Origin of the sequence: Ruegeria atlantica (genome assembly GCF_013032505.1) — a bacterium.
GTDB lineage: Bacteria > Pseudomonadota > Alphaproteobacteria > Rhodobacterales > Rhodobacteraceae > Ruegeria > Ruegeria atlantica_F.
This window is the reverse complement of sequence record NZ_WQCG01000006.1, coordinates 15,854-39,626: the sequence shown is the minus strand read 5'-3', so window position 1 is coordinate 39,626 and position 23,773 is coordinate 15,854. Positions and strand designations below refer to the sequence as shown.

General features: G+C 56.7%; 24 protein-coding genes. 16 read left to right on the top strand and 8 right to left on the bottom strand.

All coding sequences use genetic code 11. The features are described 5' to 3' along the window. Positions 1–14: 14 nt before the first annotated feature. Both GOW92_RS18915 and hemN read right to left on the bottom strand, forming a co-directional pair. Complete coding sequence (locus GOW92_RS18915; protein ID WP_170563325.1) at positions 15–1,943, bottom strand: elongation factor G; 1,929 nt, start codon at positions 1,941–1,943, stop codon at positions 15–17. 176 nt (positions 1,944–2,119) lie between these two features. Further along, positions 2,120–3,475 carry an oxygen-independent coproporphyrinogen III oxidase gene (hemN, locus tag GOW92_RS18910; RefSeq protein WP_170563322.1) on the bottom strand — a complete coding sequence of 452 codons (1,356 nt, stop codon included), beginning with the start codon at positions 3,473–3,475 and terminating at the stop codon, positions 2,120–2,122. A 64-nt stretch (positions 3,476–3,539) separates the two neighbouring features. Between hemN and fnrL the strand changes: the two genes are divergently transcribed. Next, complete coding sequence (gene fnrL, locus GOW92_RS18905) at positions 3,540–4,280, top strand: transcriptional regulator FnrL (RefSeq protein ID WP_170563319.1); 741 nt, start codon at positions 3,540–3,542, stop codon at positions 4,278–4,280. Between the two features lie 64 nt (positions 4,281–4,344). Continuing rightward, a complete protein-coding gene (locus GOW92_RS18900) occupies positions 4,345–4,599 on the top strand; it encodes a GlsB/YeaQ/YmgE family stress response membrane protein (protein ID WP_170563315.1) in 255 nt (84 codons plus the stop codon). A 44-nt stretch (positions 4,600–4,643) separates the two neighbouring features. Here GOW92_RS18900 and GOW92_RS18895 read toward each other — a convergent pair whose 3' ends face one another. Then, positions 4,644–5,483, bottom strand: coding sequence for a universal stress protein (locus GOW92_RS18895; protein WP_170563312.1), 840 nt, complete (start codon positions 5,481–5,483; stop codon positions 4,644–4,646). A 195-nt stretch (positions 5,484–5,678) separates the two neighbouring features. On the opposite strand from GOW92_RS18895, the gene ccoN reads away from it, so the two are divergent. The 11 genes from ccoN (at position 5,679) to nusG (ending at position 15,754) form a co-directional block, all read left to right on the top strand. Continuing rightward, positions 5,679–7,286: a cytochrome-c oxidase, cbb3-type subunit I gene (ccoN, locus tag GOW92_RS18890; RefSeq protein ID WP_170563309.1), complete on the top strand. Its 1,608-nt coding sequence runs from the start codon at positions 5,679–5,681 to the stop codon at positions 7,284–7,286. A 14-nt stretch (positions 7,287–7,300) separates the two neighbouring features. Beyond that, positions 7,301–8,029, top strand: coding sequence for a cytochrome-c oxidase, cbb3-type subunit II (ccoO, locus tag GOW92_RS18885; RefSeq protein ID WP_170417054.1), 729 nt, complete (start codon positions 7,301–7,303; stop codon positions 8,027–8,029). A gap of 11 nt (positions 8,030–8,040) precedes the next feature. After that, entirely contained in the window at positions 8,041–8,277 is a 237-nt protein-coding gene (locus tag GOW92_RS18880; protein ID WP_170417052.1) for a cbb3-type cytochrome oxidase subunit 3, read from the top strand. Then, positions 8,274–9,137, top strand: a complete 864-nt coding sequence (ccoP, locus tag GOW92_RS18875) for a cytochrome-c oxidase, cbb3-type subunit III (protein ID WP_170563306.1) — start codon at positions 8,274–8,276, stop codon at positions 9,135–9,137. The genes GOW92_RS18880 and ccoP overlap by 4 nt, the downstream gene beginning before the upstream one ends. Positions 9,138–9,543: 406 nt before the next feature. After that, positions 9,544–10,419, top strand: a complete 876-nt coding sequence (locus tag GOW92_RS18870; RefSeq protein WP_170563304.1) for a LysR family transcriptional regulator — start codon at positions 9,544–9,546, stop codon at positions 10,417–10,419. Positions 10,420–10,519: 100 nt separating this feature from the next. Further along, positions 10,520–11,947: a cytochrome c oxidase accessory protein CcoG gene (gene ccoG, locus GOW92_RS18865; RefSeq protein ID WP_170563302.1), complete on the top strand. Its 1,428-nt coding sequence runs from the start codon at positions 10,520–10,522 to the stop codon at positions 11,945–11,947. Between the two features lies 1 nt (position 11,948). Next, the gene (locus tag GOW92_RS18860) at positions 11,949–12,407 is read left to right on the top strand and encodes a FixH family protein (RefSeq protein ID WP_170563761.1); all 459 of its coding nucleotides are present in this window, start codon (positions 11,949–11,951) and stop codon (positions 12,405–12,407) included. 3 nt (positions 12,408–12,410) lie between these two features. Beyond that, positions 12,411–14,588, top strand: a complete 2,178-nt coding sequence (locus tag GOW92_RS18855; RefSeq protein ID WP_170563299.1) for a heavy metal translocating P-type ATPase — start codon at positions 12,411–12,413, stop codon at positions 14,586–14,588. A 5-nt stretch (positions 14,589–14,593) separates the two neighbouring features. After that, complete coding sequence (gene ccoS, locus GOW92_RS18850; protein WP_170417043.1) at positions 14,594–14,752, top strand: cbb3-type cytochrome oxidase assembly protein CcoS; 159 nt, start codon at positions 14,594–14,596, stop codon at positions 14,750–14,752. Between the two features lie 68 nt (positions 14,753–14,820). Next, entirely contained in the window at positions 14,821–15,018 is a 198-nt protein-coding gene (gene secE / locus GOW92_RS18845) for a preprotein translocase subunit SecE (RefSeq protein ID WP_170563297.1), read from the top strand. Positions 15,019–15,220: 202 nt separating this feature from the next. Further along, positions 15,221–15,754: a transcription termination/antitermination protein NusG gene (gene nusG / locus GOW92_RS18840; RefSeq protein ID WP_008758130.1), complete on the top strand. Its 534-nt coding sequence runs from the start codon at positions 15,221–15,223 to the stop codon at positions 15,752–15,754. A gap of 90 nt (positions 15,755–15,844) precedes the next feature. Here the strand turns inward: nusG and GOW92_RS18835 are convergent, their stop codons facing one another. From GOW92_RS18835 to GOW92_RS18825, 3 genes are all read right to left on the bottom strand, one after another. Next, positions 15,845–17,071, bottom strand: a complete 1,227-nt coding sequence (locus GOW92_RS18835; protein ID WP_170563295.1) for a peptidoglycan-binding domain-containing protein — start codon at positions 17,069–17,071, stop codon at positions 15,845–15,847. Positions 17,072–17,317: 246 nt separating this feature from the next. Next, positions 17,318–18,082: a hypothetical protein gene (locus tag GOW92_RS18830; RefSeq protein WP_170563293.1), complete on the bottom strand. Its 765-nt coding sequence runs from the start codon at positions 18,080–18,082 to the stop codon at positions 17,318–17,320. Further along, entirely contained in the window at positions 18,079–18,939 is an 861-nt protein-coding gene (locus GOW92_RS18825; protein WP_170563291.1) for a hypothetical protein, read from the bottom strand. Before GOW92_RS18825 ends, GOW92_RS18830 begins: the two co-directional genes overlap by 4 nt. Positions 18,940–19,250: 311 nt before the next feature. Between GOW92_RS18825 and rplK the strand changes: the two genes are divergently transcribed. From rplK to GOW92_RS18810, 3 genes are all read left to right on the top strand, one after another. Continuing rightward, on the top strand, positions 19,251–19,700 hold the full coding sequence (rplK, locus tag GOW92_RS18820; RefSeq protein WP_010440985.1) for a 50S ribosomal protein L11: 450 nt from the start codon (positions 19,251–19,253) through the stop codon (positions 19,698–19,700). A gap of 1 nt (position 19,701) precedes the next feature. Further along, positions 19,702–20,400 carry a 50S ribosomal protein L1 gene (gene rplA / locus GOW92_RS18815; RefSeq protein ID WP_170563288.1) on the top strand — a complete coding sequence of 233 codons (699 nt, stop codon included), beginning with the start codon at positions 19,702–19,704 and terminating at the stop codon, positions 20,398–20,400. A 238-nt stretch (positions 20,401–20,638) separates the two neighbouring features. Beyond that, positions 20,639–21,427 carry a hypothetical protein gene (locus GOW92_RS18810; protein WP_170563286.1) on the top strand — a complete coding sequence of 263 codons (789 nt, stop codon included), beginning with the start codon at positions 20,639–20,641 and terminating at the stop codon, positions 21,425–21,427. Between the two features lie 65 nt (positions 21,428–21,492). Here GOW92_RS18810 and GOW92_RS18805 read toward each other — a convergent pair whose 3' ends face one another. Beyond that, positions 21,493–22,533 carry a Hint domain-containing protein gene (locus GOW92_RS18805; RefSeq protein WP_170563283.1) on the bottom strand — a complete coding sequence of 347 codons (1,041 nt, stop codon included), beginning with the start codon at positions 22,531–22,533 and terminating at the stop codon, positions 21,493–21,495. Positions 22,534–22,694: 161 nt separating this feature from the next. Then, entirely contained in the window at positions 22,695–23,669 is a 975-nt protein-coding gene (locus GOW92_RS18800) for a phosphotransferase (protein ID WP_170563280.1), read from the bottom strand. Positions 23,670–23,773 lie beyond the last annotated feature (104 nt).

Genomic DNA, 23,773 nt, shown 5'->3' with positions numbered 1-23,773 from the left:
CCCGCCTCAAAGTTTCAAGCGCTGGCTTTTTCACGAGAGGCGGATTTTGGAACTGGTCCGCGAAGCTCTTCGTAGTGATCGAATTGCAGTTTAACCCAACCGGTACCGCGCGTAGCGCTGGCTAGGGTGCGGTGCAACTCGTCCTCGGCCACGGCCGGAAGCTGGGCGTTGAATATCTCCCAGCCCGAGGCGTTCGGATTGCCTTCAAAACCCAACACCTGCCCCTGCAGCGAACTGATTGTCGGCACCAGATCGCCCACGAAATCCGAGGGTAGGTGGATTTCGGCGTTGAGTATGGGTTGCAGAACCACCGGCTTTGCCTGCGGCAACGCCTCTCGCACAGCATTCTTGCCCGCCGTGCGGAACGCATAGTCTGAACTGTCAACGTTATGGTGCTTGCCGTCGCTTAGGGTGACTTTGACATCCACAACCGGGAACCCTTCGGGTCCCTGGGCCAACGCATCCTTGGCACCGTGTTCGACCGACGGGATATAGTTTTTGGGTACAGCGCCCCCTTTGACGATTTCATTGAATTCGAACCCGGCCCCGCGCGGTGCGGGTGCGATCGAGATCACCACATCGGCAAACTGACCCGCGCCGCCGGATTGCTTGCGGTGGCGATGGCGATGCTCGAAGGGTGCGCGGATAGTCTCGCGATAGGCTGTTTCGACGGCTTCTGTCTCGATCTCGATCCCGAAGTCTTCGGCCAGTTTGGCGCTGACGCGGCGCATATGTTGTGGTCCTTGGGAACCCAAAACGGCGTGGCCGCTTAGTTCGTCGTGTTCCAGATGTAAACCGGGGTCGATTTCGACCAGACGAGACAACGCGTTGGACAGACGTACATCGTCGCGCTCATGGGCTGGGGAAACAACCTGTCGATGGGCTGCTGGGTGCGAGGACGCCCATTCGGGCAACGCAGTCGCTTCGGCGCTGTCATAAACGTTTCCGGGGTTTAGGTGATCGGATTTGACGGCCAGCCCTATTTGTCCAGCTTCCAGTTCCGGGATTTGGGTCTTGGCATCCAGTGTCGTCAGGTTACCAACCGTTTCCCCGCCTAGGGCTTCATGCGCTTTGACGCCTTTGCCAAGACCGCGCAGGACGATGATCTTTCCGATATGCTTTTTGACATCCGCGAATCCGGCAATGGCACGTGCGTCTTCGGCGGCTTCGTCCCGCCCGGCAGCGATATCGAATTCGGGGGCTTCGTGGCGCAGTGCCTTCATCAAACGTGTTAGCCCGTTTCCGTGGCTTGCCGATCCAAGACAGGCCGGGATTAACTGGTGGTTCTGCAGGACTTGCGCGGCCAAATCGAAGATCTCCTCGCTGGGTGGCTGCTTGTCCTCGATCAGTTGTTCCAGCAGGTGATCATCAAAATCCGAAAGCGTCTCCAGCAATTCGGTCCGGGCTTCTTGTTCCCGGTCTTCGACGGACTGGGGAAGTTCGATCAGGGCCGAGGGTTGCCCCTCCTGATACTTCCATGCCCGTTCCGAAATCAGATCGACTGCGCCGACGATTGCCTCACCATCGCGGATCGGAACCTGCCGCAGGGCGATGTGGTGCGTGCAATAGGTTTGCAGGGCGGCGATGATGTCACGGATGCGGCCATTGGGGCTGTCCATGCGGTTGATGAACAGAAAGCAGGGGATGCCTGCCTCTTCCACCAGCCGCAGATAAGGGGCGCAAAGAACGGCAGCATCAGGATCAGGCGGTACCACCACGACAGCGGCGTCAGAGATTGCCATAGCCGGTCCGACATAAGCCAGCGTGTCGCCGCCGCCATCCACGTCGATGGCACACCAGGGTTCGCCCAAATAAGAAAAACCGTGCAAATGCACGGTTCCGGATACGTCGAATGTGGTTGGCCGGCCATCAAGGCGGCTGATGGCCTCGACCAGAGATGTTTTGCCCGATTGGCTGGGGCCGAGGACGGTAAAAACGCGCATGGATGCTGTCCCTCTTTCAAGTTGCAGAACGGCTGCACGAAAAGGGTTGTCGAACGCGAATGCGCCGGCACGGACTGTCTGATATTCTGCCTGCCTCAGGCGCGGGCGGATTACCACCCGCCCGTTGAGTGTGGGGAAAACCTACCCTTCACGTCAAGTCCTGTCCTGTCGAAGCGTCAGATCGCCGAACTGTGTCCCGCCTTGCTCAGGTCATATGCGTCAAAACTGCGTGCGATCATTCTTGTCAGTGCGCGCGCCTCGAGCGGGATGAACAGACCGTCTTCCGAAACGTTCAGTAAGCCGTCGAAGGTTGCGTCAGCGGCCTCATACATGCCCTGCAATTCGGTGGCGGTGATGTCGTGGTCGCGCAGAATCTCGGCCGTGCTAATGCGGAAGTCGCACATCAACGCTTCGATCAACCGCGCGCGCAGGACGTCTTCACCTTTGAACAAGTGCCCGCGCGATATTGAGAACCGACCTTCGCGGATCGCCTTGGTGTGCGCCGATGTGGCCGGTGCGTTCTGGGCGTAGCCTTGCGGGAACCGCGATATTGAACTGGCCCCGATACCGATCAGAACGTCAGATTGATCGTCAGTGTAGCCCTGAAAGTTGCGCTTGAGCCTTCCTGCGTTCAGTGCGTGGGTCAGACCGTCATCTTGCGTGGCAAAGTGGTCAATCCCGATCTCGGCGTAATTGTCCCACAAGAAAAGGCGCCGGGCCGTATCGAACAAGTCCAGGCGGTCCTCGGGTGTGGGCAGGGCGTCAGTCGGAATCAGCTGTTGCCGCTTGGCCATCCACGGCACGTGGGCGTATCCATACAGCGCCACTCGATCCGGGCTGAGCGACAACAATTTCTGTACGCTCTCAGTCATCTTTGCCTTGGTCTGATGTGGCAGGCCATAAAGAATATCGGCGTTCAGGCTTGCGATACCGCGGGCCCGGATCATTTCGATGGCTTGACGCGTGGTGTCGTAGCTTTGAATACGCCCGATGGTTTTCTGGATATCGTCGTCAAAATCTTGCACACCGACAGAAGCGCGGTTCATGCCCGCTTCGGCCAATGCGTCCAGACGGGCTTCATCGATCTCATTGGGGTCGATTTCGACCGAGAATTCGGCATCGGGGCCCAAGGGCACAACTTCGAGAATTCGGGCCGCCAGATCGCGCATCAGATCGGGGTTAAGCAGGGTGGGGGTACCACCGCCCCAATGCAGGCGCGACAGAGTCACCCCCTCGGGAAGATGGGCGGCCAGCAGGTCCAGCTCGGCCTTCAGGACATCCACATAGGCGATCACCGGGTTGTCGGTTTGGGTGCCTTGCGTGCGACAGGCGCAGAACCAGCACAGTCTGCGACAGAACGGTACGTGGACGTACAGCGACACGGAACTGCCTGGTTTGATCCCGGAAATCCAGTCGCCAAAAAGACTTGGCCCCACATCGTTGCTGAAATGCGGGGCGGTGGGATAGCTTGTATAACGCGGGACTTTCGCGTCAAATAGTCCAAGCTTTGATAATTGCGGTTTCACTATCATAGCGATACCGTTAAGGCACGGCCGTCTACGAAACCTTGACTGAGATCAAGTGAAAGCGCGAACGATGCTAAAAGCACAGATTGATCATACCAATTGTTCCGAATGCCCCATTCGGCATCGCGCCGTCTGTGCGCATTGTGATGCCAATGAGTTGGAAGAGCTTGAAGGCATTAAGTATTACCGTAGCTTCGAAGCTGGTCAGACAGTCATCTGGTCGGGTGATCAGATGAACTTTGTAGGCTCTGTCGTGTCGGGAATCGCCTCGTTGACCCAGACGATGGAAGATGGGCGAACCCAGATGGTTGGCCTGTTGCTGCCCAGCGATTTCGTAGGCCGGCCGGGCCGTGATTCTGCGCCTTATGATGTGCAGGCCACAACTGATCTGGTCATGTGCTGCTTTCGCAAGAAGCCATTCGAACAACTGATGAACGACACGCCCCATATTGCGCACCGGCTGCTTCAGATGACGCTGGATGAACTGGATGCCGCGCGCGAGTGGATGCTGGTGCTGGGGCGTAAGACGGCGCGTGAAAAGATTGCAAGCCTGCTGTCGATTATTGCACGGCGCGACGCTTCGATTGTGCCAAAAGCAAAACCCGGCCCGATCGTATTTGATCTTCCGTTAACGCGGGAGGCCATGGCGGATTATCTGGGACTGACACTTGAAACCGTAAGCCGCCAGATTTCGGCCCTGAAGAAAGAGGGCATTATTGAACTGGAAGGCAAACGCCACGTGACGATCCCCGATATGCGGCGTCTGATGGACGAGGCCGGCGACGACTCGGATGGCGGCTTTCTGATTTAAGCCTATCCTGCTGCCTGCAGCCGTGATTTACTGAATCCGTGAATGAACCACGCAGGAGTAAGGCATGGAATTCAGTAGCATTTTGGCAATGCTGGTCATCGGTGCGATCGCCGGGTGGCTTTCGGGAAAAATTATGGAAGGCCGCGGGTTCGGCCTGATCGGAAACATCATAGTCGGGATCGTGGGCGCCTTTCTTGCAGGTCTGATTTTCCCGGCGCTGGGCTTTTCGGTTGGCGGTGGCGTGTTTTCGTCAATACTCTTCGCAACCATCGGCGCGGTCATACTGTTGTTTGTGATTGGTCTCATAAAACGCGCCTAGGCCATCCGTCTAAACGGATGGCCCTGAATAGGAAACACGTCCGGTCAGTGTGCCAGAAAAACTGGGACTGAGGCTTGTTCCAGCATGTTGCGGGTTGCACCACCCAGAATGGCTTCGCGGAACCTTGAATGGCCATATGCACCCATAACGATCATGTCCGCCTCGCAGTCGGCAGCGTGCCTGTTCAGGATGTCTGAGACACGGGTCATGGTTTTGCTGAGCACATCAATCTCACATTTGGCCCCATGACGGGCCAACATCTGCGACAGTAATCCACCGGGGTCAGAGCGGTCGGGGCCGTGGCGCGGCGGGTCGATGACGACAATCCGAACCAGATCGGCTTGTATCAGGAAAGGCAGGGCGCATCGGATGGCGCGCATGGCTTCGACACTTTCATTCCACCCGATCAACACAGTACCGGGGCGCTCAAACGGCGCTGCATTGTCGGGTGTGACCAGAATTGGCGCGTGACCCTCGAACATAGCGGCTTCGACAATTGGTTCGGCCTCGGCGCTGCGGTCTTTGCCATAAGGTTTGGGCAGGACAACCAGATCCGAGAACCGGGCACGATGCGCCACGTGTCGACCGATATCGGCGATCTGAGCGACCCCGCTTTCGGCAGACCAGCGAATACCGGATTTGCCCATGTAATCCTGAGTTTGCGTAAGCAGTTCGTCGGCGTCTGCGTTGGCACGGCTCAGCGTTTCTTGCAGGACCAGAGCATTTGCGCCTGCGTAATAATAGCCCGCTTGGCTGCGATCGACGCCAAGGCACAGTGCTTCGGCGTGCGCATCCTGTGCATTTGCCAGTGCAACTATTTGCGCCAAGGCTGATTGTGATTGTCCCGAGTCCGTTACGACTGTGAGAAGAGATTTGTACGCCATTTTGACCTCTTGTCTTCAGGGCTAAGTGGCATGCGGCCATGCAACTCAGTCTAAGGCTTAGGATTGTCACAGATTTCGGGCTATTGTCTTGATACAGATCAAAGCGAGGTTGGCCGCTGTCCGACAAAACAACGGCCAGTCAAAAGGGTTCCGCGACAAATAAGAATCGCGCGGGGCATGGCAAAGGGACGCAATATGTCAAATTACATCAAGCTGATCGTGCTTGGTCTGATCGCGATATTCGCGGCGATCGGAACCAATTACGCACGCGATTTGGCGTATCAGGTGCATGCAATTCTGGTGATGCTGATCGCCGGTGGTTTGTTCATCTGGACGCTGAGAAATACAGATGAGCCAGATATCCTCGTCGACCGTTCGGCCGAGTACATGGATGACGTGATCCGCTATGGCGTGATCGCAACCGCCTTTTGGGGTGTCGTAGGGTTCATCGCGGGTACCTTCATCGCCTTTCAGTTGGCCTTTCCGGCGCTGAACTTCGAATGGGCGCAGGGTTATCTTAACTTTGGCCGTTTGCGTCCGTTGCACACCTCGGCTGTGATTTTTGCCTTTGGTGGTAACGCGCTGATCGCGACGTCTTTCTATGTGGTCCAGCGTACAAGCGCCGCGCGCTTGTGGGGCGGCAATCTGGCGTGGTTCGTGTTCTGGGGCTATCAGCTGTTCATCGTACTGGCCGCGACCGGCTACGTTCTTGGCGGGACCCAATCTAAGGAATACGCCGAGCCCGAATGGTACGTTGACCTGTGGCTGACCATCGTCTGGGTGGCTTATCTGGCCGTATTCCTGGGTACGATCGTCAGACGGAAAGAGCCCCACATCTACGTGGCGAACTGGTTCTATCTGGCGTTCATCGTGACCGTCGCCATGCTGCACTTGGTCAACAACATGACCATCCCGGTCAGCGTTTGGGGTTCGAAGTCAGTCATCGTCTGGTCGGGCGTACAAGACGCCATGATCCAGTGGTGGTACGGCCACAACGCCGTCGGCTTCTTCCTGACCGCAGGCTTCCTGGGCATGATGTACTACTTCATTCCGAAACAGGCCGAGCGTCCGGTATTCAGCTACAAGCTGTCGATCATCCACTTCTGGGCGCTGATCTTCCTGTATATCTGGGCCGGTCCGCACCACCTGCATTATACCGCGCTGCCGGATTGGGCGTCGACGCTGGGCATGGTGTTCTCGATTATCCTGTGGATGCCGTCCTGGGGTGGTATGATCAACGGTCTGATGACCCTGTCGGGCGCGTGGGACAAGCTGCGTACCGACCCGGTTATCCGGATGATGGTGATCTCGGTCGGCTTCTACGGCATGTCCACGTTTGAGGGGCCGATGATGTCGATCCGTGCCGTGAACTCGCTGTCGCACTATACCGACTGGACCATTGGTCACGTGCACTCCGGGGCGCTGGGCTGGAACGGCATGATCACCTTTGGTGCGCTGTACTTCCTTGTGCCTGTCCTGTGGAAACGTGAGCGTCTGTATTCACTGCAGATGGTCAGCTGGCACTTCTGGCTCGCCACAATCGGCATCGTGCTCTACGCCGCGTCGATGTGGGTCACCGGTATCATGGAAGGTCTGATGTGGCGTGAAGTAGATGCAAACGGCTTCCTGGTGAATTCGTTCGCCGACACCGTGGCTGCCAAGTTCCCGATGTACGTGGTGCGTGCTTTGGGTGGCGTCATGTTCGTCGCTGGCGCGGTGATCATGTGCTACAACCTGTGGATGACTGTGCGGAAAGCGCCGGCCAAAGAGGCCAGCCTGACCGTCGCGGTCCCGGCTGAATAAGGAGGGCCGGAGCAATGGCAATTCTCGACAAACATAAGATCCTCGAGACCAACGCGACCCTCCTGCTGATCTTCAGCTTTCTGGTCGTGACCATCGGTGGCATCGTTCAGATCACCCCGCTGTTCTATCTTGAGAACACCATCGAGAAGGTGGAGGGCATGCGTCCTTACACCCCTCTCGAAATGGCGGGCCGTGACATCTACATCCGCGAAGGCTGCTACACCTGCCACAGCCAAATGATCCGCCCGATGCGGGACGAGGTCGAACGCTATGGCCACTACTCGCTGGCGGCCGAGTCGATGTACGACCACCCGTTCCAATGGGGGTCCAAGCGTACCGGACCTGATCTGGCTCGCGTGGGCGGTCGCTATTCCGACCAGTGGCACGTGGATCACCTTCGTGATCCGCAATCTGTGGTGCCGGAATCGGTGATGCCAAAGTATGGCTTCCTCGAGCATCGCAAGATCGACGGCAAGTATATCGGTGACGTCATGGCTGCGAATGCGGTTGTGGGCACGCCCTATACCGAAGAAATGCTGGCAAATGCGCAGGCGGATTTCCGTGCGCAGGCCGACCCGGACAGCGACTATGACGGTTTGCTGGAACGGTACGGTGACAAGGTCAGTGTTCGTAACTTCGACGGTCAGCCCGAGCTGACCGAGGCCGATGCGTTGGTTGCATACCTGCAGATGCTGGGAACGTTGGTCGATTTCTCGACCTTCACCCCGGACCCGAGCCGCTAAAGGAGGGTGTAATGGAAGAATACACATTCCTGAGGCAATTCGCGGATAGTTGGATGCTGTTGCTGCTGTTTGCCTTCTTTGTTGGCATCGTGATCTGGGTGTTCCGCCCCGGTTCCAGCAAGGAATACAAGGACACCGCCAACATCCCGTTCCGGCACGAAGATGCCCCAGCACCCCTCAAGGGTGACGAAACAGCTGCGCCCCGTGGGGGCGACAAACCCGCCACATCCAAGGAGGCGCGGCAATGAGCAAGATACCTGAAAAACAGCCGGGCGATCCGAATACCACAGGCCACAGCTGGGACGGCATCGAGGAATTCGACAATCCGATGCCACGCTGGTGGCTGTGGACCTTTTACGTCACGATCGTCTGGGGTGTGATCTACACGATCATGTATCCGGCCTGGCCGCTTGTTCAATCCGCGACTGCTGGCGTTCTTGGCTGGTCTTCCCGAGAATTGGTGCAGGAAGAGATCGTTTCTTTCGAAGAGGCCAACGCTCCCTGGAACGCCAAGCTGGTTGAAACCTCGCTGGGGGACGTCTCGAAGGATCCCGAGCTGCAGCAATACGCGGTCAACGCGGGCGGTGCGGTTTTCCGGACATGGTGCGCGCAGTGCCACGGTTCAGGCGCGCAAGGTGCGCCGGGGTTCCCGAACTTGCTGGATGACGCATGGCTCTGGGGTGGTTCGCTTGAAGATATCGAGACCACCATTGCCTATGGTGTCCGTAACGAGGAAAGCGACGACGCGCGCTATTCCGAAATGCCAGCCTTTGGCGAAATCCTCGAGAAAGAGGAGATCACTCAGGTCGTACAGTACGTCATGTCGCTGACCAATGCGCAGACGGACGATGCGGCAGCGCAGGCTGGCAAGGTCGTCTTTGAGGACAATTGTTCCTCTTGCCATGGTGAAGACGGCAAGGGCGACGTCACCCAGGGTGCTCCAAACCTGACCGACGCGATCTGGCTATACGGAGGCAGCCAGGAAGCCCTGACCGAAACGGTAACCAACAGCCGCTTTGGTGTGATGCCTCCATGGGAAAATCGCCTGACCGATGCGCAAATCCGCGCGGTGACTGCCTATGTCCACCAATTGGGTGGGGGGCAGTAACCGAAAAAGAATACCTTCGGACGGTTCACCGTCCGAAGGTTGAGGCACCGGCTGTTCCATCTGTTCGCGCGTTTCCTGAACAGCCGGTGCTGCCTCTACACTACAAACCACTGCCAAGACGGTCCAGACACGGGATCTGGTTTGTTAATCGCATTGCGAAAAACTGGCTCGTTTGAATTCCTTCCACCAATGGTTTTCCGGCAACCAACGCTGTTTGCGTGTGTTGCTGTGATCCGGTGATTTCATTTTGCTCTGCTCATTTGTCTGAGTGGCGATCATGAATGTTCGTGCGAGGATTGAGAGCATCTGACCTCTCCTGAGCTTTGTTTCATCTGATATCAGGATTGATTCTCCGGCCGCAAAATGCGACTCAATTAGCATTCCAATATGTAATCAGGGCTTACATATGAACTGGTTGGAAATGCCGCCGCTTGCCGCGCTCAGGGCTTTCTCTGCATTTGCTGAAACACGAAATGTTGTGGAGGCGGGTAATTCACTGAATGTTAGCCACGCTGCCATCAGTCAGCAGTTGCGCGCGCTTGAGAAACACCTTGGGCTTGCTTTGTTGGACCGGTCCGGCAAGGCCATGACTCTTACACTTGAAGGCGAAAAATTGGCCCGCGCGTTGCACCTTGGGTTTGGCGCGATTGGTGATGCAGTGGCGGAACTGACGCAATCCAAAAAGGATCGCCCGGTTCATGTCTCTTTGACATCTTCCTTCGCCGCGTCCTGGCTGATGCCCCGCTTACCTGCCTTTCAGGCTGAACACCCGGATATCCAGCTTGCGTTGGATCCGTCGCCCGCGCTGGTCAATCTGGACCCCGGCGGGGTCGACGTGGCCATCCGCTATGGTGTGGGCGATTGGCCCGGTGTCCGTTCGAAGTTGTTGCTGCAAAGCCCGATGGTGATCGTCGCCGCCCGCAATTTGCTTGGTGACAAAACATCATGGACGCCGGACGAACTGAGCCAACTACCGTGGCTTGAGGAATTTGGCACCACCGAGGCGACCAATTGGCTGGCCCGGCGTGGTGTTGGGCACGGGCCAAGTGCCGGGCGGATTTCACTGCCGGGCAATCTGCTTTTGGAAGGGTTGCGCGCGGGGCAGGGCGTAACCGTCACGGCGCGGCATTTTGTCGAACACGACATCACGTCAGGTCAAATCGTTGAACTGTTTAGGGAACCGGAAAATAGCGGATATCACCTTGTTACAGGCGATTTTCCTTTGCGTCCGGCCGCTAAAACTTTTGTTGGGTGGCTCAGGCGGCAAACTGATAGGATGTGACAAAAGGTGTCTGCACGATGCGCTTTTGACCCATGTCAAAGTGACTACCTTTATGATCTGGAAGAAGACGCCGTGATATAGCTACATCTGGAGCCAGCCCGTGAGCGATTCCGACCCCGCACCCAGCCTATACGCCGCACGAGAACCCATTTTTCCGCGGCGCGTGTCCGGGCCGTTCCGAAATCTGAAATGGATCATTCTCGCGGTTACGTTGGGAATCTACTACATCACCCCGTGGATCAGATGGGATCGGGGGCCCAGCTTGCCGGATCAGGCGGTGTTGTTGGATCTGGCAAACCGCCGGTTCTATTTCTTCTGGATCGAAATCTGGCCACATGAATTCTACTTTGTCGCCGGTCTGTTGATCATGGCGGGCTTGGGTTTGTTCCTGTTCACCTCAGCGCTGGGGCGCGTTTGGTGCGGCTATGCTTGTCCGCAGACGGTATGGACCGATCTGTTTATCCTTGTAGAGCGCTGGATCGAAGGAGATCGAAATGCCCGTTTGCGACTGCATCGGCAAAAGAAGCTGGATCTTCGCAAGGCGCGTTTGCGGCTGACCAAATGGATCGCGTGGCTTCTGATCGGTCTGGCGACCGGCGGCGCTTGGGTATTTTACTTCGCTGATGCGCCGACATTGGCACGCGATCTTGTAACCGGTAACGCTCATCCAATCGCGTACACGACGATACTGATTTTGACCGGCACGACCTTTCTGTTCGGTGGGTTCGCGCGCGAGCAGATTTGTATCTATGCCTGCCCGTGGCCGCGCATTCAGGCCGCTATGATGGACGAAGATACCTTGGTCGTCGGGTATCGCGAATGGCGTGGTGAGCCGCGCGGCAAAGGCAAACGGACTGCAGATTCCGAGCTTGGGGACTGCATCGACTGCATGGCCTGCGTCAATGTTTGCCCGGTTGGGATCGACATTCGCGATGGGCAGCAGTTGGAATGTATAACTTGTGCGCTGTGTATTGACGCCTGTGATGACATGATGGCCAAGATCGGCAAACCACGTGGTCTGATCGACTATATGGCGCTGAGTGACGAAACGCATGAGCGGGCAGGGCAACCACCCAAGAATGTCTGGAAACACATTCTGCGGCCCAGGACCATCATGTACACGGCCCTGTGGTCACTGGTCGGCTTTGGGTTGCTGTTTGCCCTGTTCATTCGGTCCGACATCGAAGTTACTGTGGCACCGGTGCGCAATCCGACCTTTGTCACCCTGTCCGATGGCACGATCCGCAATACTTATGACGTGCGCTTGCGGAACAAACATGGCGAGGAACGGCTGTTCAAGCTGTCTCTGTCTGGTGATCCGGCAATGCGCATCGTGATCGAGGGCACCGCGCTTGATACAGTGAATGTGACGGCAGATACTGCCCAGTTAGAGCGTGTGTATATCATAGCGTCGAAAGACACGGACCCGGCAGCTGCTGGCGCGACACCGGTTCGAATCTGGATCGAAGACCTGGAAAGCGGCGAACGTGCTTACAAGGATACGACGTTCAATGGACGAGGAAACTGACATGGCCGAGCGTCAATTTACCGGAAAGCACTTTCTGGCGATCTTTGTCGCCGCTTTCGGGGTGATCATATCAGTGAACCTTTTGTTGGCCTACAACGCCGTCAAAACCTTTCCGGGGCTTGAGGTCAAGAACTCCTACGTCGCCAGTCAGGAGTTCAACGACCGCCTGAAAGTGCAACAGGCACTGGGTTGGGAAATCCGGGCCGAGACCAAAGGCGGTCTGCTGATCTTGCACATCAACGACCAAACAGGGGCGCCGGTCCAGGTGGCCGAGTTGCAGGCGGTTGTCGGCCGGGCGACGCATGTGAAAGAGGATTTCACGCCGGACTTCACTTTCGATGGCATCGCTTACTCCGCACCGGCGGCGTTGGGTAAAGGGAACTGGAATATCCGTCTAGTGGCCAAAGACAGCAGCGGTGCCGAATTTGCGCAACGGGTTCCGTTGTATGTGAAAGGGTAGGGAATGACCGCTCAGCTCAGCTCAGGTACGGCGGCGTGTCCCGGTTGCATCGCAGCTCCGGCGGAACCGGCACGCCCCATTCCCGAGGATGTGCAGATAGCCTTATCCTTGCCCGGCATTCACTGTTCGGCCTGTATTGCGAATGTTGAACGCGCGCTGAACGCCCATCCGGGGGTCGATGATGCACGGGTCAATCTGACGCTCAAACGTGCGATGATCAAAGCGGCGCCTGAGACGCATGCCGCCGACCTGATCCCGGTTTTGGAGCGCGCGGGGTACGAGGCGCATGAGCTGGACCCAGGCGCTTTGTCGGCTACCCAATCAGACAAGGCCGGGCGCGATTTGTTGATGCGACTGGCGGTAGCCGGGTTTGCATCGATGAACGTAATGTTGTTGTCGGTATCGGTCTGGTCTGGGGCTACCGACGCGACGCGGGACATGTTCCACTGGATCTCGGCGGCCATCGCGCTGCCTGCAATTGCGTTCTCGGCGCAACCCTTCTTTGCAAATGCCTGGAGCGCCCTGCGCGTCCGTCGATTGAACATGGATGTGCCGATTGTACTGGCGATCCTGTTGGCACTGGTCACATCGCTGTGGGAAACCGCGCTAAGTGGCAAACATGCCTATTTCGACGCAGCCTTGACGCTGACGTTTTTCCTGCTGGCCGGGCGGTACTTGGATTACCGAACCCGCGCTGCGGCGCGATCTGCAGCAGAAGAGCTGACAGCCTTGGAAGTACCGCGCGCCATTCGTCTGGTGGATGGCGTTGAAGAAGAGGTTTCCGTTGCAACACTTGCTGTCGGTGATCTTGTCCTTGTTCGGCCCGGTGGGCGGATGCCGGTGGATGGTGAAATCGTTTCAGGCAAATCGGAACTCGACAGGTCATTGCTGACAGGTGAGACTTTGCCTGCCTTTGCCGAAGCCGGACTTGCTGTCAGCGCAGGTGAAGTCAACCTGACGGGCCCGCTGACGGTCCGGACGACGGCGGTAGGCGAGGATACGTCCCTACACCGCATGGCGGATCTTGTGGCCATCGCTGAATCTGGTCGATCCCGGTACACGTCGCTGGCCGACAAGGCAGCCAAGCTTTACGCGCCGGGGGTTCATATCCTGTCTGCGCTCAGTTTCCTCGGTTGGTACATCTATTCGGGCGATATTCGAACCGCGCTGAACATCGCTGCGGCGGTTTTGATCATCACCTGCCCATGTGCGCTTGGGCTAGCAGTGCCTGCGGTGACCACTGCGGCCTCGGGGCGGCTGTTCCGCAAGGGGATGCTGATTAAACATGCCACGGCGCTGGAACGTCTTGCCGAGGTCGATACGGTTGTTTTCGACAAAACAGGGACGCTAACCTCTGGAACACCGGAACTGACTAATCTTGCGGATCATTCGCGCGGCAATCTCGAAGTTGCGCTGGCACTGGCCGAGGCGTCTTCGCACCCATTGTCGGTGTCGCTTGCCAAATCCGCCAAAGAGGCCGGGATCGAACCTGCCAAACTCGAGGATGTGGTTGAGGTTCCGGGGTATGGGACCGAAGGTACCTACCGGGGACAGTCTGTGCGCCTTGGGCGCGCCGGTTGGACTGGCGCAACTGAGGGTGATCAGACGGCAGCCTGGTTGGCAGTTACGGGTCAGGCGCCGGTTGCGTTTCTATTCTCGGATTCGCTGCGCGCAGGCGCGGCTGAGGCTGTGCATGCGTTCCGTGACGCTGGAAAAAGTGTTGTTCTGATTTCGGGGGATACGCGGGGCGCGGTTCAATCGCTGGCCGACAAGCTTGGAATTGAATCATGGATTGCAGAAGCGCTGCCTCAGGATAAGGCCACCCATGTGCAGGACCTCAGCGACCGGGGCCGCCATGTCCTGATGGTCGGTGACGGGCTGAACGATACCGCGGCGCTTGCAGCGGCGCATGTGTCGATTTCGCCCGCCTCAGCATTGGATGCGGCGCGGGTGGCCTCTGACATCGTGCTGCTGGGTAACGACCTTTCGCCGATTGCAGATGCCTGTGACACGGCCGTCAAAGCGACGAAAAGGATTCGCGAGAACTTTCGGATTGCCACAGTTTATAATATCATCGCGGTGCCCCTGGCCGTTGCCGGGCTTGCCACGCCTTTGATCGCGGCCTTGGCGATGTCGACCTCGTCTATTACCGTATCCCTGAACGCCCTGCGCCTGAGGTAGTTGATATGGAAGTTCTGGCCTATCTTATACCGATTTCCCTGTTTTTGGGCGGGGTTGGCCTTGTGGCGTTTATCTACACGGTTCGGTCAAATCAGTATGAAGATCCAGAAGGAGACGCCCGGCGCATCCTGAGCGATGAATGGGATGATAAGCCCAAGCCCTGAGCGCCCTTGAAATTGCCGCAATGCCCGGTTATGTCCGGCCCATCCGCTAGCAGAGAGAACCAAGCCAAATGGCAACTATGAATCCGATCCAGTTCATTCAGCAAGTCCGTGCCGAAGTTTCCAAGGTCGTCTGGCCGACCCGGCGCGAGGTTCTGCTGACCACGGTCATGGTGTTCATCATGGCAGCGCTGACTGCTGTGTTCTTTGCGTTGGTCGATCTGGGCATTCGCGGCGGGCTGCAGGTGATCCTGGGCGCGTTCGGCTAACCGGGTTCGGGGCGGTGCGGAAACGCGACTGCCCCCTTGCACAGCACGCGATGTCAGAGTAGTTGACACGGTACTATTCGGAACGGGCGTACGGCGATTCGGGCTGTGCGCCGCTTTTTATTCCGGGTGACGTGACAGATTTTCAATGACGGATGTGTCCGGCAAACAGGACGCTCCGAAGGCAAACAAGGACGACAGGTTCATGGCGAAACGGTGGTACTCGGTCAGCGTTCTTTCGAACTTCGAAAAGAAGATCGCAGAGCAGATCCGCACGTCCGTGGCTGAACAGGGCCTTGAGGACGATATCGACGAAGTACTGGTGCCCACTGAAGAAGTGATCGAAGTACGCCGAGGCAAGAAGGTCACGACGGAACGTCGCTTCATGCCCGGTTACGTGCTGGTGCACATGGAAATGTCGGATCAGGGCTATCACCTGATCAACTCGATCAACCGCGTTACCGGCTTTCTGGGCCCTCAGGGTCGCCCGATGCCGATGCGCGATGCCGAGGTGAACCAGATCCTCAACCGCGTTCAGGAAGGCGAAGAAGCACCCAAGCTGATGATCAGCTTCGAGGTGGGCGAGAAGGTCAAGGTCAACGACGGCCCGTTCGAGGATTTCGACGGTATGGTCGAAGGCGTAGACGACGAGGCGCAGAAGCTGAAGGTCTCGGTCTCGATCTTTGGCCGCGAAACCCCGGTCGAACTGGACTTCACTCAGGTTACGAAGCAGAGCTAAAGAGCTTTGCTGCTAAATTTGAAACGCCGCGTGTCATAGACCACGCGGCGTTTTTTGTTGTTCCGCTGTCATCGTAGCTTTTTTAGCGACTTATTGTGCCTGTACCATAGCTGCGCGCAGGAGTTGCGGGCGGTCTGATTGGGACGGTAAGAAAACTGCCTGCGATCCGGCATCCAGCGCGGTCAGGCTTGCATCGTACCACTGCATCGCAAGATCGCGGCGTTCCTGAACACCGAAGCCTTCGCGCAGATGGTGGCCAATCAGTTCTCCGTAAGCAGGTTCACCCATTGCGACCAGCATCAATGCCGATCCAACGGCCGCATCCATGTTGTCTTGAAGGTAACCCATCGCCAGACAGACTTTGCTTGTCGCCGCAAGATCTTCGGGGCTCAGCCCGGAATCCAGTGCAAGCTTGCGCATCTGAGTTTCCGCGTCCGTTTTGGAAGTTAGGGACAGCGAAACAACCTGCGGAGCCAGCATTTCACCAAACGAGTCGCATTGAGCTGCGATTTGATCCGGTGTCAGTCCTTGGATGTCCTGCATCAGGTCCTCTCCGCGGGACATCGCATAACTGCGGGCAAGGCAGAACTGTTCGCTGAGTGCAAAACTGGGATCAGACATATTGGCCAAAGTCGTGTAGCCGCCGTTGGTCGAGGTTTGAAGCATCACCGCACTGCAGCGATTGGCGAGCGACGGGCCTGCCGTGCCGCCAGAGAATAACGTAGGCAGGGTTGCGGATGGGGCTTCGGCAACGTCCGTCGCGGGTTCGGCCTCTTGCGAGGTTGCGACGGGGGCAGCAGGAGCAGGTGCCGGGGGCTGAGCAGCAGCAGCCAAAGCGGTGCCGCTATGCACGTGTTGACGGTAGGCCAACAAAAGCGGCTGGCCGGACAGTTGAGTTGTCGCCTGTCCGCCGCTTGTCGCCCAATAGTATGCCTGCATCAGGAAATCGCGCTGATAGGGCTGAAAATCATAGCCATTGATCGGGTAGCCCATTGAAACCTGGTAACGTTCGATTGCTGACCGGGTGCCACGACCGACCTGACCATCAACCCGTCCGGCATTGTAACCGAAGTAGTTGAGCGCAGTCTGGGTTTGCGCACCTTGCGTAGTCGACGGTATGCCCTGCCGGTATGTCCGAGTTGACCGCGTTGTTCTCTGGGCTTTTTTCTTCTGCTGGTCCTGGCCGATCGCGTAACCTAGGACCCCACCAACGACAGCACCGCCGAGGAAGTCACCAGCGTCGGCTCTCGCCACTTTGGGAGCTGTCGCGGCAAAGGACAGGGCGATGCCGAACGTGACTATCCAACGAAAAAACATAACTTACCTCCAAAACAAAACACCTGAATTCGGGAAGTATAGCACATTCATCACGCAACGCGGACTTTGACATCGTTGCGAAGCTTGAAACCATTTCTTTTAGCGATTGATTGGCGGACTTTAGCTTACTCCCGAATGTGAGCGGGAAGGCCAGAGGTGGCACGCTCGACGACATGAGCGGCATGGAAGGCAAAAGCTGGAAGCTGAAGGGTGGGTTGCTTCTATGACAGAGAAACTACCTGATGGTTACGGCCGGCCGGGAATCAGTTCTTGTTGTTGAAGAACTGTCAAAATGTCGAGAATCGTAGAAGGGCTGACATCAACCGATCCGTCCAGAAAGACACCAAAACCGCCCTCTCCAATCTCGCGCGGGCCGCCTTTTTCATACACCGGATCGAGTGAAGCAAGTTCTGCAGGCAATTCCGGGCACAAAGGGGTTTCTTTGAGCACAAGATCCACAGCTGCCAGCATAAGCTCTTTAACGGAATCGAGTGTGTCGTCTTCTAAGACCTGTTCACGCTGCACTTCTGGCGCGGTAAGCGTGAGATCAATTAGCTTGATGTAGGCACAGTTATCGCGCACTTCGACAGTCGCCTCGGTGGACATACTTGCCAAAATAGCATTCTTTTCTTCGCCCCGTTGAAAGTCGCGTTCCCCGGTACGGCTACATTCGAAGATCGTAATGGTTACTTCGCCGTCTAGATCAATTGCATCGACCTTGGCCTCAAAACTCAAGTCATCAAGTCTGACTTGCAGACCGCAATTGTCGACTATCGCATTGTTAGCCAGTCTTTCCGGCACAATTTTTTGTATTTCCCGAAGATCGAGCAACGCCCCAACGCCGATCCGCGTAGTGTCAACGGCAGATAGGTTCAGATTTAACGTGTAGGGTAACTCCGTCTCGCGAACTGGCAATGTCGCGTCAATGACAAAGTCCACCTGTTGTGCGTAAGGGGGCCGGGCACCCAGAACGGCTGCCATTAAGACCGGGACAATTAACCAAAGTCTCATTCAGCAAACTCCAATACGCCAAGCTCCTTAAGCCCTCCGAGGACATTGACAATTGTCTCCGCGCTGACGTCAGCCGATCCGACAACAGCAGCTCCCATCCCGCCGGGTGCGATCTCGCGTGTGCCGCCGGACTCATAAATCGGGTCGAGCACACTGAATTCTTCGGGCAATGGTGGGCAGACGGGGTGGCTGGCCAAAAACTCTCCACCTTTTTCCAGTACGGCCTCGTTGATGCGATTGGTCAGGCCGAAGAGATTGCTGACGCCTCCGATGAAACCGCGCGGGCTAAGGTCAACACTTTCGATGCTGAATGTAAGGCACTGGCCCTCAACTTTCGCTTTGGCGACCGCAACGGCATCCACGGTTGCCCCAAAATAACGAATGCCGGGTTCTTCCTGTCGGGTACACCTCGTAAACTGTGCGCGAGCTGACCCCTCGACTTTTACCGTGTCGTTTATTGCGGTGACGTCTCGGATCTCGAGATAAATCTGACGTTTGCAGCTTTCTTCCAAGGGGCCCGTTAATATCTGCGGTGCTTTTTCCTGCAATCCGCGCAGGTCCATGAAGGCCCGCAATCGCAAGCGGGTGGGACTAGATTCCTCGAGGCCGCCATAGACAGTGAAGGGAACGGGGATATCGCGCAGAGGGACTTCTTTGGTCAGTTTGATTTGAAACCGGCCGGCATACGTTGCGGGATCAATTCCTGTCGTCGCGGACGAAGAAGCACTGCCGGAAATGTCTGTTTGGGCTGCCGCATCGGGCGTCGTGTCCTGATCCTGAGCCTTGCTGCCGCATCCAGGCAGCAAAACAAAAATAACACCGATAAGTAATCCCTTGTTCAGTCGAGATGATGCCATCCCTGACCACCTCTTTTATGACCAAGTTTTGACAAGATACTCGCCTGCGCCTCGTAAGCAACTTTTGTATTCAAATAAGTTGTTCTGTCCTGAAATTCGAAACAGCCACTGTGAACTGACAAGGGCGCGATCAGGCGGCTAAGAATAGGGCGTCAGCCACTTGCCAACCCCTGCGTTCCACTGTACATGCCGCCTCTATCGTCTTCGGGCGAGATTCTCTCGTGGGAGGTTGCTGGGATCGCGATCCCGGATCGGACCACGCAACATAAACCGGGTGGAACGCGTTTCACCTACGTTGAAAGGAAAACCAAATGGCCAAGAAGCTTGCTGGTACAATGAAACTGCAGGTTCCTGCAGGTCAGGCGAACCCGTCGCCGCCAGTTGGTCCGGCGCTGGGTCAGCGCGGCATCAACATCATGGAATTCTGCAAGGCGTTCAACGCCAAGACCGCAGACATGGAGCCCGGCGCTCCGTGCCCGACCGTGATCACCTACTATCAGGACAAGTCCTTCACCATGGACATCAAGACGCCGCCCGCGTCTTACTACCTGAAAAAAGCAGCTGGTCTGAAGCCGGTTGGCAAACGTAACCGCCCCCGTGGCGCGGAAAACCCAGGTCGTGAGACTGTGGCAACCGTGACCTCGAAGCAGGTTCGTGAAATCGCCGAAGCCAAAATGAAAGATCTGAACGCCAACGACGTCGAAGGCGCAATGCAGATCATCCTGGGCTCGGCCCGCTCTATGGGCATCGAGGTGAAGTAAGATGGCAAAACTCGGTAAACGTACCCGCGCTGCGCGCGAAGCCGTCGCTGGCAAGGAAAACCTGTCGGTGGACGAAGCAGTTGCCCTGGTCAAAGCCAACGCAACTTCGAAATTCGACGAGACCATCGAAATCGCTCTGAACCTGGGCGTTGACACCCGTCACGCAGACCAGATGGTTCGCGGCGTTGTTGGCCTGCCGAACGGCACCGGTAAAGCGATGCGCGTTGCTGTATTTGCTCGTGGCCCCAAGGCTGACGAAGCGAAAGAAGCAGGTGCAGATATCGTTGGCGCAGAAGACCTGATGGAAACCATTCAGGGCGGCACCATCGAATTCGATCGCTGCATTGCAACCCCTGACATGATGCCGATCGTTGGCCGTCTGGGTAAAGTTCTGGGCCCGCGCAACCTGATGCCGAACCCCAAAGTTGGCACTGTGACCATGGACGTGAAAGCGGCCGTGGAAGCAGCCAAAGGTGGTGAAGTTCAGTTCAAAGCTGAAAAAGGTGGCGTAGTTCACGCCGGTGTTGGCAAAGCGTCGTTCGACGAAGCAAAGCTGGTCGAAAACGTCCGTGCCTTCATCTCGGCTGTCGCCAAGGCCAAGCCGTCGGGCGCCAAAGGCACCTACATGAAGAAAATCGCGCTGAGCTCGACCATGGGCCCGGGCGTGACACTGGATGTTGCTGCCGCGTCGGGCGAGTAAGCCCGAGCCTACAGTCTAAGATTATTGAACCCGGGTGGTGCGAACTGCCCGGGTTTTCCTTTTTTTCGTGCAACGTTACCGTTGAACTTTGCATTGAAACGGACACCAAGTTCTGAGATTGCAATTGTGAGGGTTCCGATCTCCCAATGGGACCAGCGCAGTCATCTGGCAGAGCGAGGTCACTTTGGACAATTTCAATGACATTCTATTTCTTGTTCGGACTCAAGGATTTGGGGTATTGCCCCGTCTTCTGGCCAAGCAATTGTCCGACGCGGGTGCGCAGGTTGCCATTGTTGTTGATGAGCGTGAGGGGTCAGAGGATTGTGCGCCTTATCCCAAGTTAAGCCTGGAAGAAAAGGCCCTGGCCGCGCTGGGCTTGACCGGACTGCCAGAGAATTGGGGCTGGCTTTGTGGTGACATGTGTTACTACGTAGCGGCTGCCACAATGCCCGGTTTTTCCCGTTATGTGTTGATCGAATCCGACGTATTTCTGCCCGCCTTGGCGGTAGAACCCTTAATCGAAAGGTTGGTTGCGCATCCGGCGCAGGTGATGGCGGCACAGTTGGGTTTGGCAGCAAAGCCCAAACGATATTCCCGAGGGTTGCAGCATTTTGGGATTGACCCGAGGTGGGGGTGCATATTCCCCCTCACTTCAGTTCAGAGCGAAGTGATTGAGGCCATGAGAGAACTGCGACTGGCGCAATTGAAACGATTCCCCGACGCAATGTTGAACGATGAAGGCATTCTTGCAGGTGTCGTGGCCAAACATGGGTTCAGCTACGCGGCGTTGGAAGATGTCGTGCCAGCGCATGTCGGCGCGGAAACGTTCAACACCAACCCACCGCATTTGTTTGAAGCGCTGCGGGACGACGGGCAGGAGCGTCGGGTGTTTCATCCTGTTGTAGAGTTTCATACGGTGTTGAGCAGGTTGGCGAACGGCGAAAAAGCATACACCCGCCGTCGGCTTCGCAATGTGATCCGAACAGCTCCTGAGGACATGCGGAACGAGCTGCTGCGGCGGCTCTAAACCATTGCTGATTTCACAGCCGCATCGTTTTGGGATGGGTACGTAAATTACTGTTTGCCAAAACGCTAAATATAGGCGCGCAGCACACCCGCCTCATGCGCGCTGATTGTAGGGACTGCGGTGTGTTGAAACGCAACGCTGACATCCAAGATCGACGGGAATAGCGCAAGAATTTCCGATCGCTGCGGCGACGAAAGCGCGTATTTTGCATTGTCACCGAAGTAGTAGCTTTCCGTCAGTGCGCCGTTGGACCGGACAATGTGATGCCGGTCGAACATAAAATGGGTGTAGGTGATGCGATCCGTATGACGGATTGAAATCCCGGGAAGGCCACACAGGTGCTTGGCGGCCACGAACACTTCGGACGATCCAAAAAGCATGTCAGTGGCCGGAGAGCCAATCAGAATCCGATGCTGTTGCGACACCAAAAGCTCTTTGGTGTTCCCGATGGCCCCCGCCTCGATCACCACCGGGGCAAATGGACCATGGCCATGAACCTCGGTCGTTCCAATCCAAAGGATCGGTTGAAATCCGCCGTCCCGGGTCCAGACAAGCTGGCCTTTTTTCAGGTTCTGAACCGCGACTGCGCCTTCGGGTGTTTCGATCAGAGTTCCTGGTCCAAAACAGGTGACATAGTCGGCGTAGGACGACGACCCGGCATTCGACCCGCCGGTTTTGACATAGGACGTTCCGCTGTCCAAAGGAGCAGATGTAGCAAATCCCCAGACGTCCTGGGTAATCCCGTTCTGCGAGAAAACATAGATGGTGATCTCTGGCCCGATCGGGTTCAGATCGTCATCCAGCGCGCGCACCGTGATCATGGACTCGGATTCGACCTGAGTGCCGTTTGTTACAATGCCGCCGCCATCTGTGATGATGTGGCCAGTTGGCTGGTCATCGTCGAATACGTCAGGGCTGCCACTGGTATCATCCAATGTGATGGTGGTTCCGGTGCCGCCTGAATAGGTAAAGATGGTGCCGTCCGGTGTGTCCGAGTTGTTGATGATCGAGCCCCCGACCGCGATATCATTCGCGTCAGCCGTATCCGGGACGAAAACGGCGACCAGGCTGGAGCTGTCCTGAGCAAAAAAACTGCGGAGAACCATATAAGTGACTTACTTTCTGTGCAGCGGTTACTGTCGGCCTAAAGTGACAAAGGCCGCGCGGAATACGGTTCGGGATAACGTTTTTTAGGGTGGTTCGGTCAACTAAGATTTGCGCGATGTCACTCACAATCCTGTCATTCGGACGGGACCGCCATCCCCTTTCAAGGGTGTTGGAACGTGATCCGAAGGCGATCACCCAGCCTTTGCCGTCGATCTCTTTCAAACTCGCTGCAGTCGTGGTCGACGCGCCACAATGCAAGCCAGTCTTTCAACAGACGTCCGCGGATACAATAATCCAGGATTTCGACGTTGACGGGGTGCCGGTAGAGGCGAAAGAACATGTCTTTGTTTCTTTTGAGGACGCCGCATCGGTCGACGTCTGATGCGCCGCCACTCCGAAAAATATCCGACTTCAGAAAGTCGACGATATCATAGACCGCCAGCTTGTCGCGGGCCTCGGTAAAGTCCAGACCAATCGTTTTCCCTTGTCCCACAATCAGGTTCTGTCCGTGAAAATCGCCATGTGAAAACACGCGCAGGTCTTCGGTGCCCTTAAGGCGGGTCCCCTCGTCGAGCATCACTTTCACCATAGCCCGGCTTTGGTTCGCGATTTCGTTGGGGACGGCCGCTATCAGTTCTTTCAAGCTGTCCGTCATCCACTTGGGTCGGAAAGGGTAACGTGTGGGCGGGAAACGACTGTGGAGATCGTTCAGCCACGACCCCGCGCGACGGTACACCTGGGCGACCTGATCATCGTCGTTGCTGTTATAGATCAAGTCTACGGCAGTCGGCCGTTTGATGTATTCGGTCACCAGAAAAGCACCACCTGGCGAGAGGTAAACGGGTCGGACAACGCGCGAAGTCTCATTGCCCTCAAAAAAACGATACAGTTCGACGAGCAGCTCATATTCATTCCGCAACCGATCTGTGTCTGGCGATTCAGTGTCGATCTTAAGCGCAAAAGCCTGCGCCGCGGTATGCAGGATTACGACGGATCGCGAGTGTGCAAATGCGTGCGACCGGTAAACGCATTCATAGCGTCGGATGGGTTCTTTCAGGAACCGGTTTGAAAACTCCTCGATAAACAAGGTGACGCGGGCGTCTTCTTCGTCTGTGAGGGGCAGTATTCCAGCCAACGGGCCAAGTCCTGAGTGTCAATTTCCGGTTCCCGGACAGGATAGCAGTGCGGTTTCCGTGTCAACGGAAAGTCGGTGCTAGAAACCGCGCCATAGGGCATTTG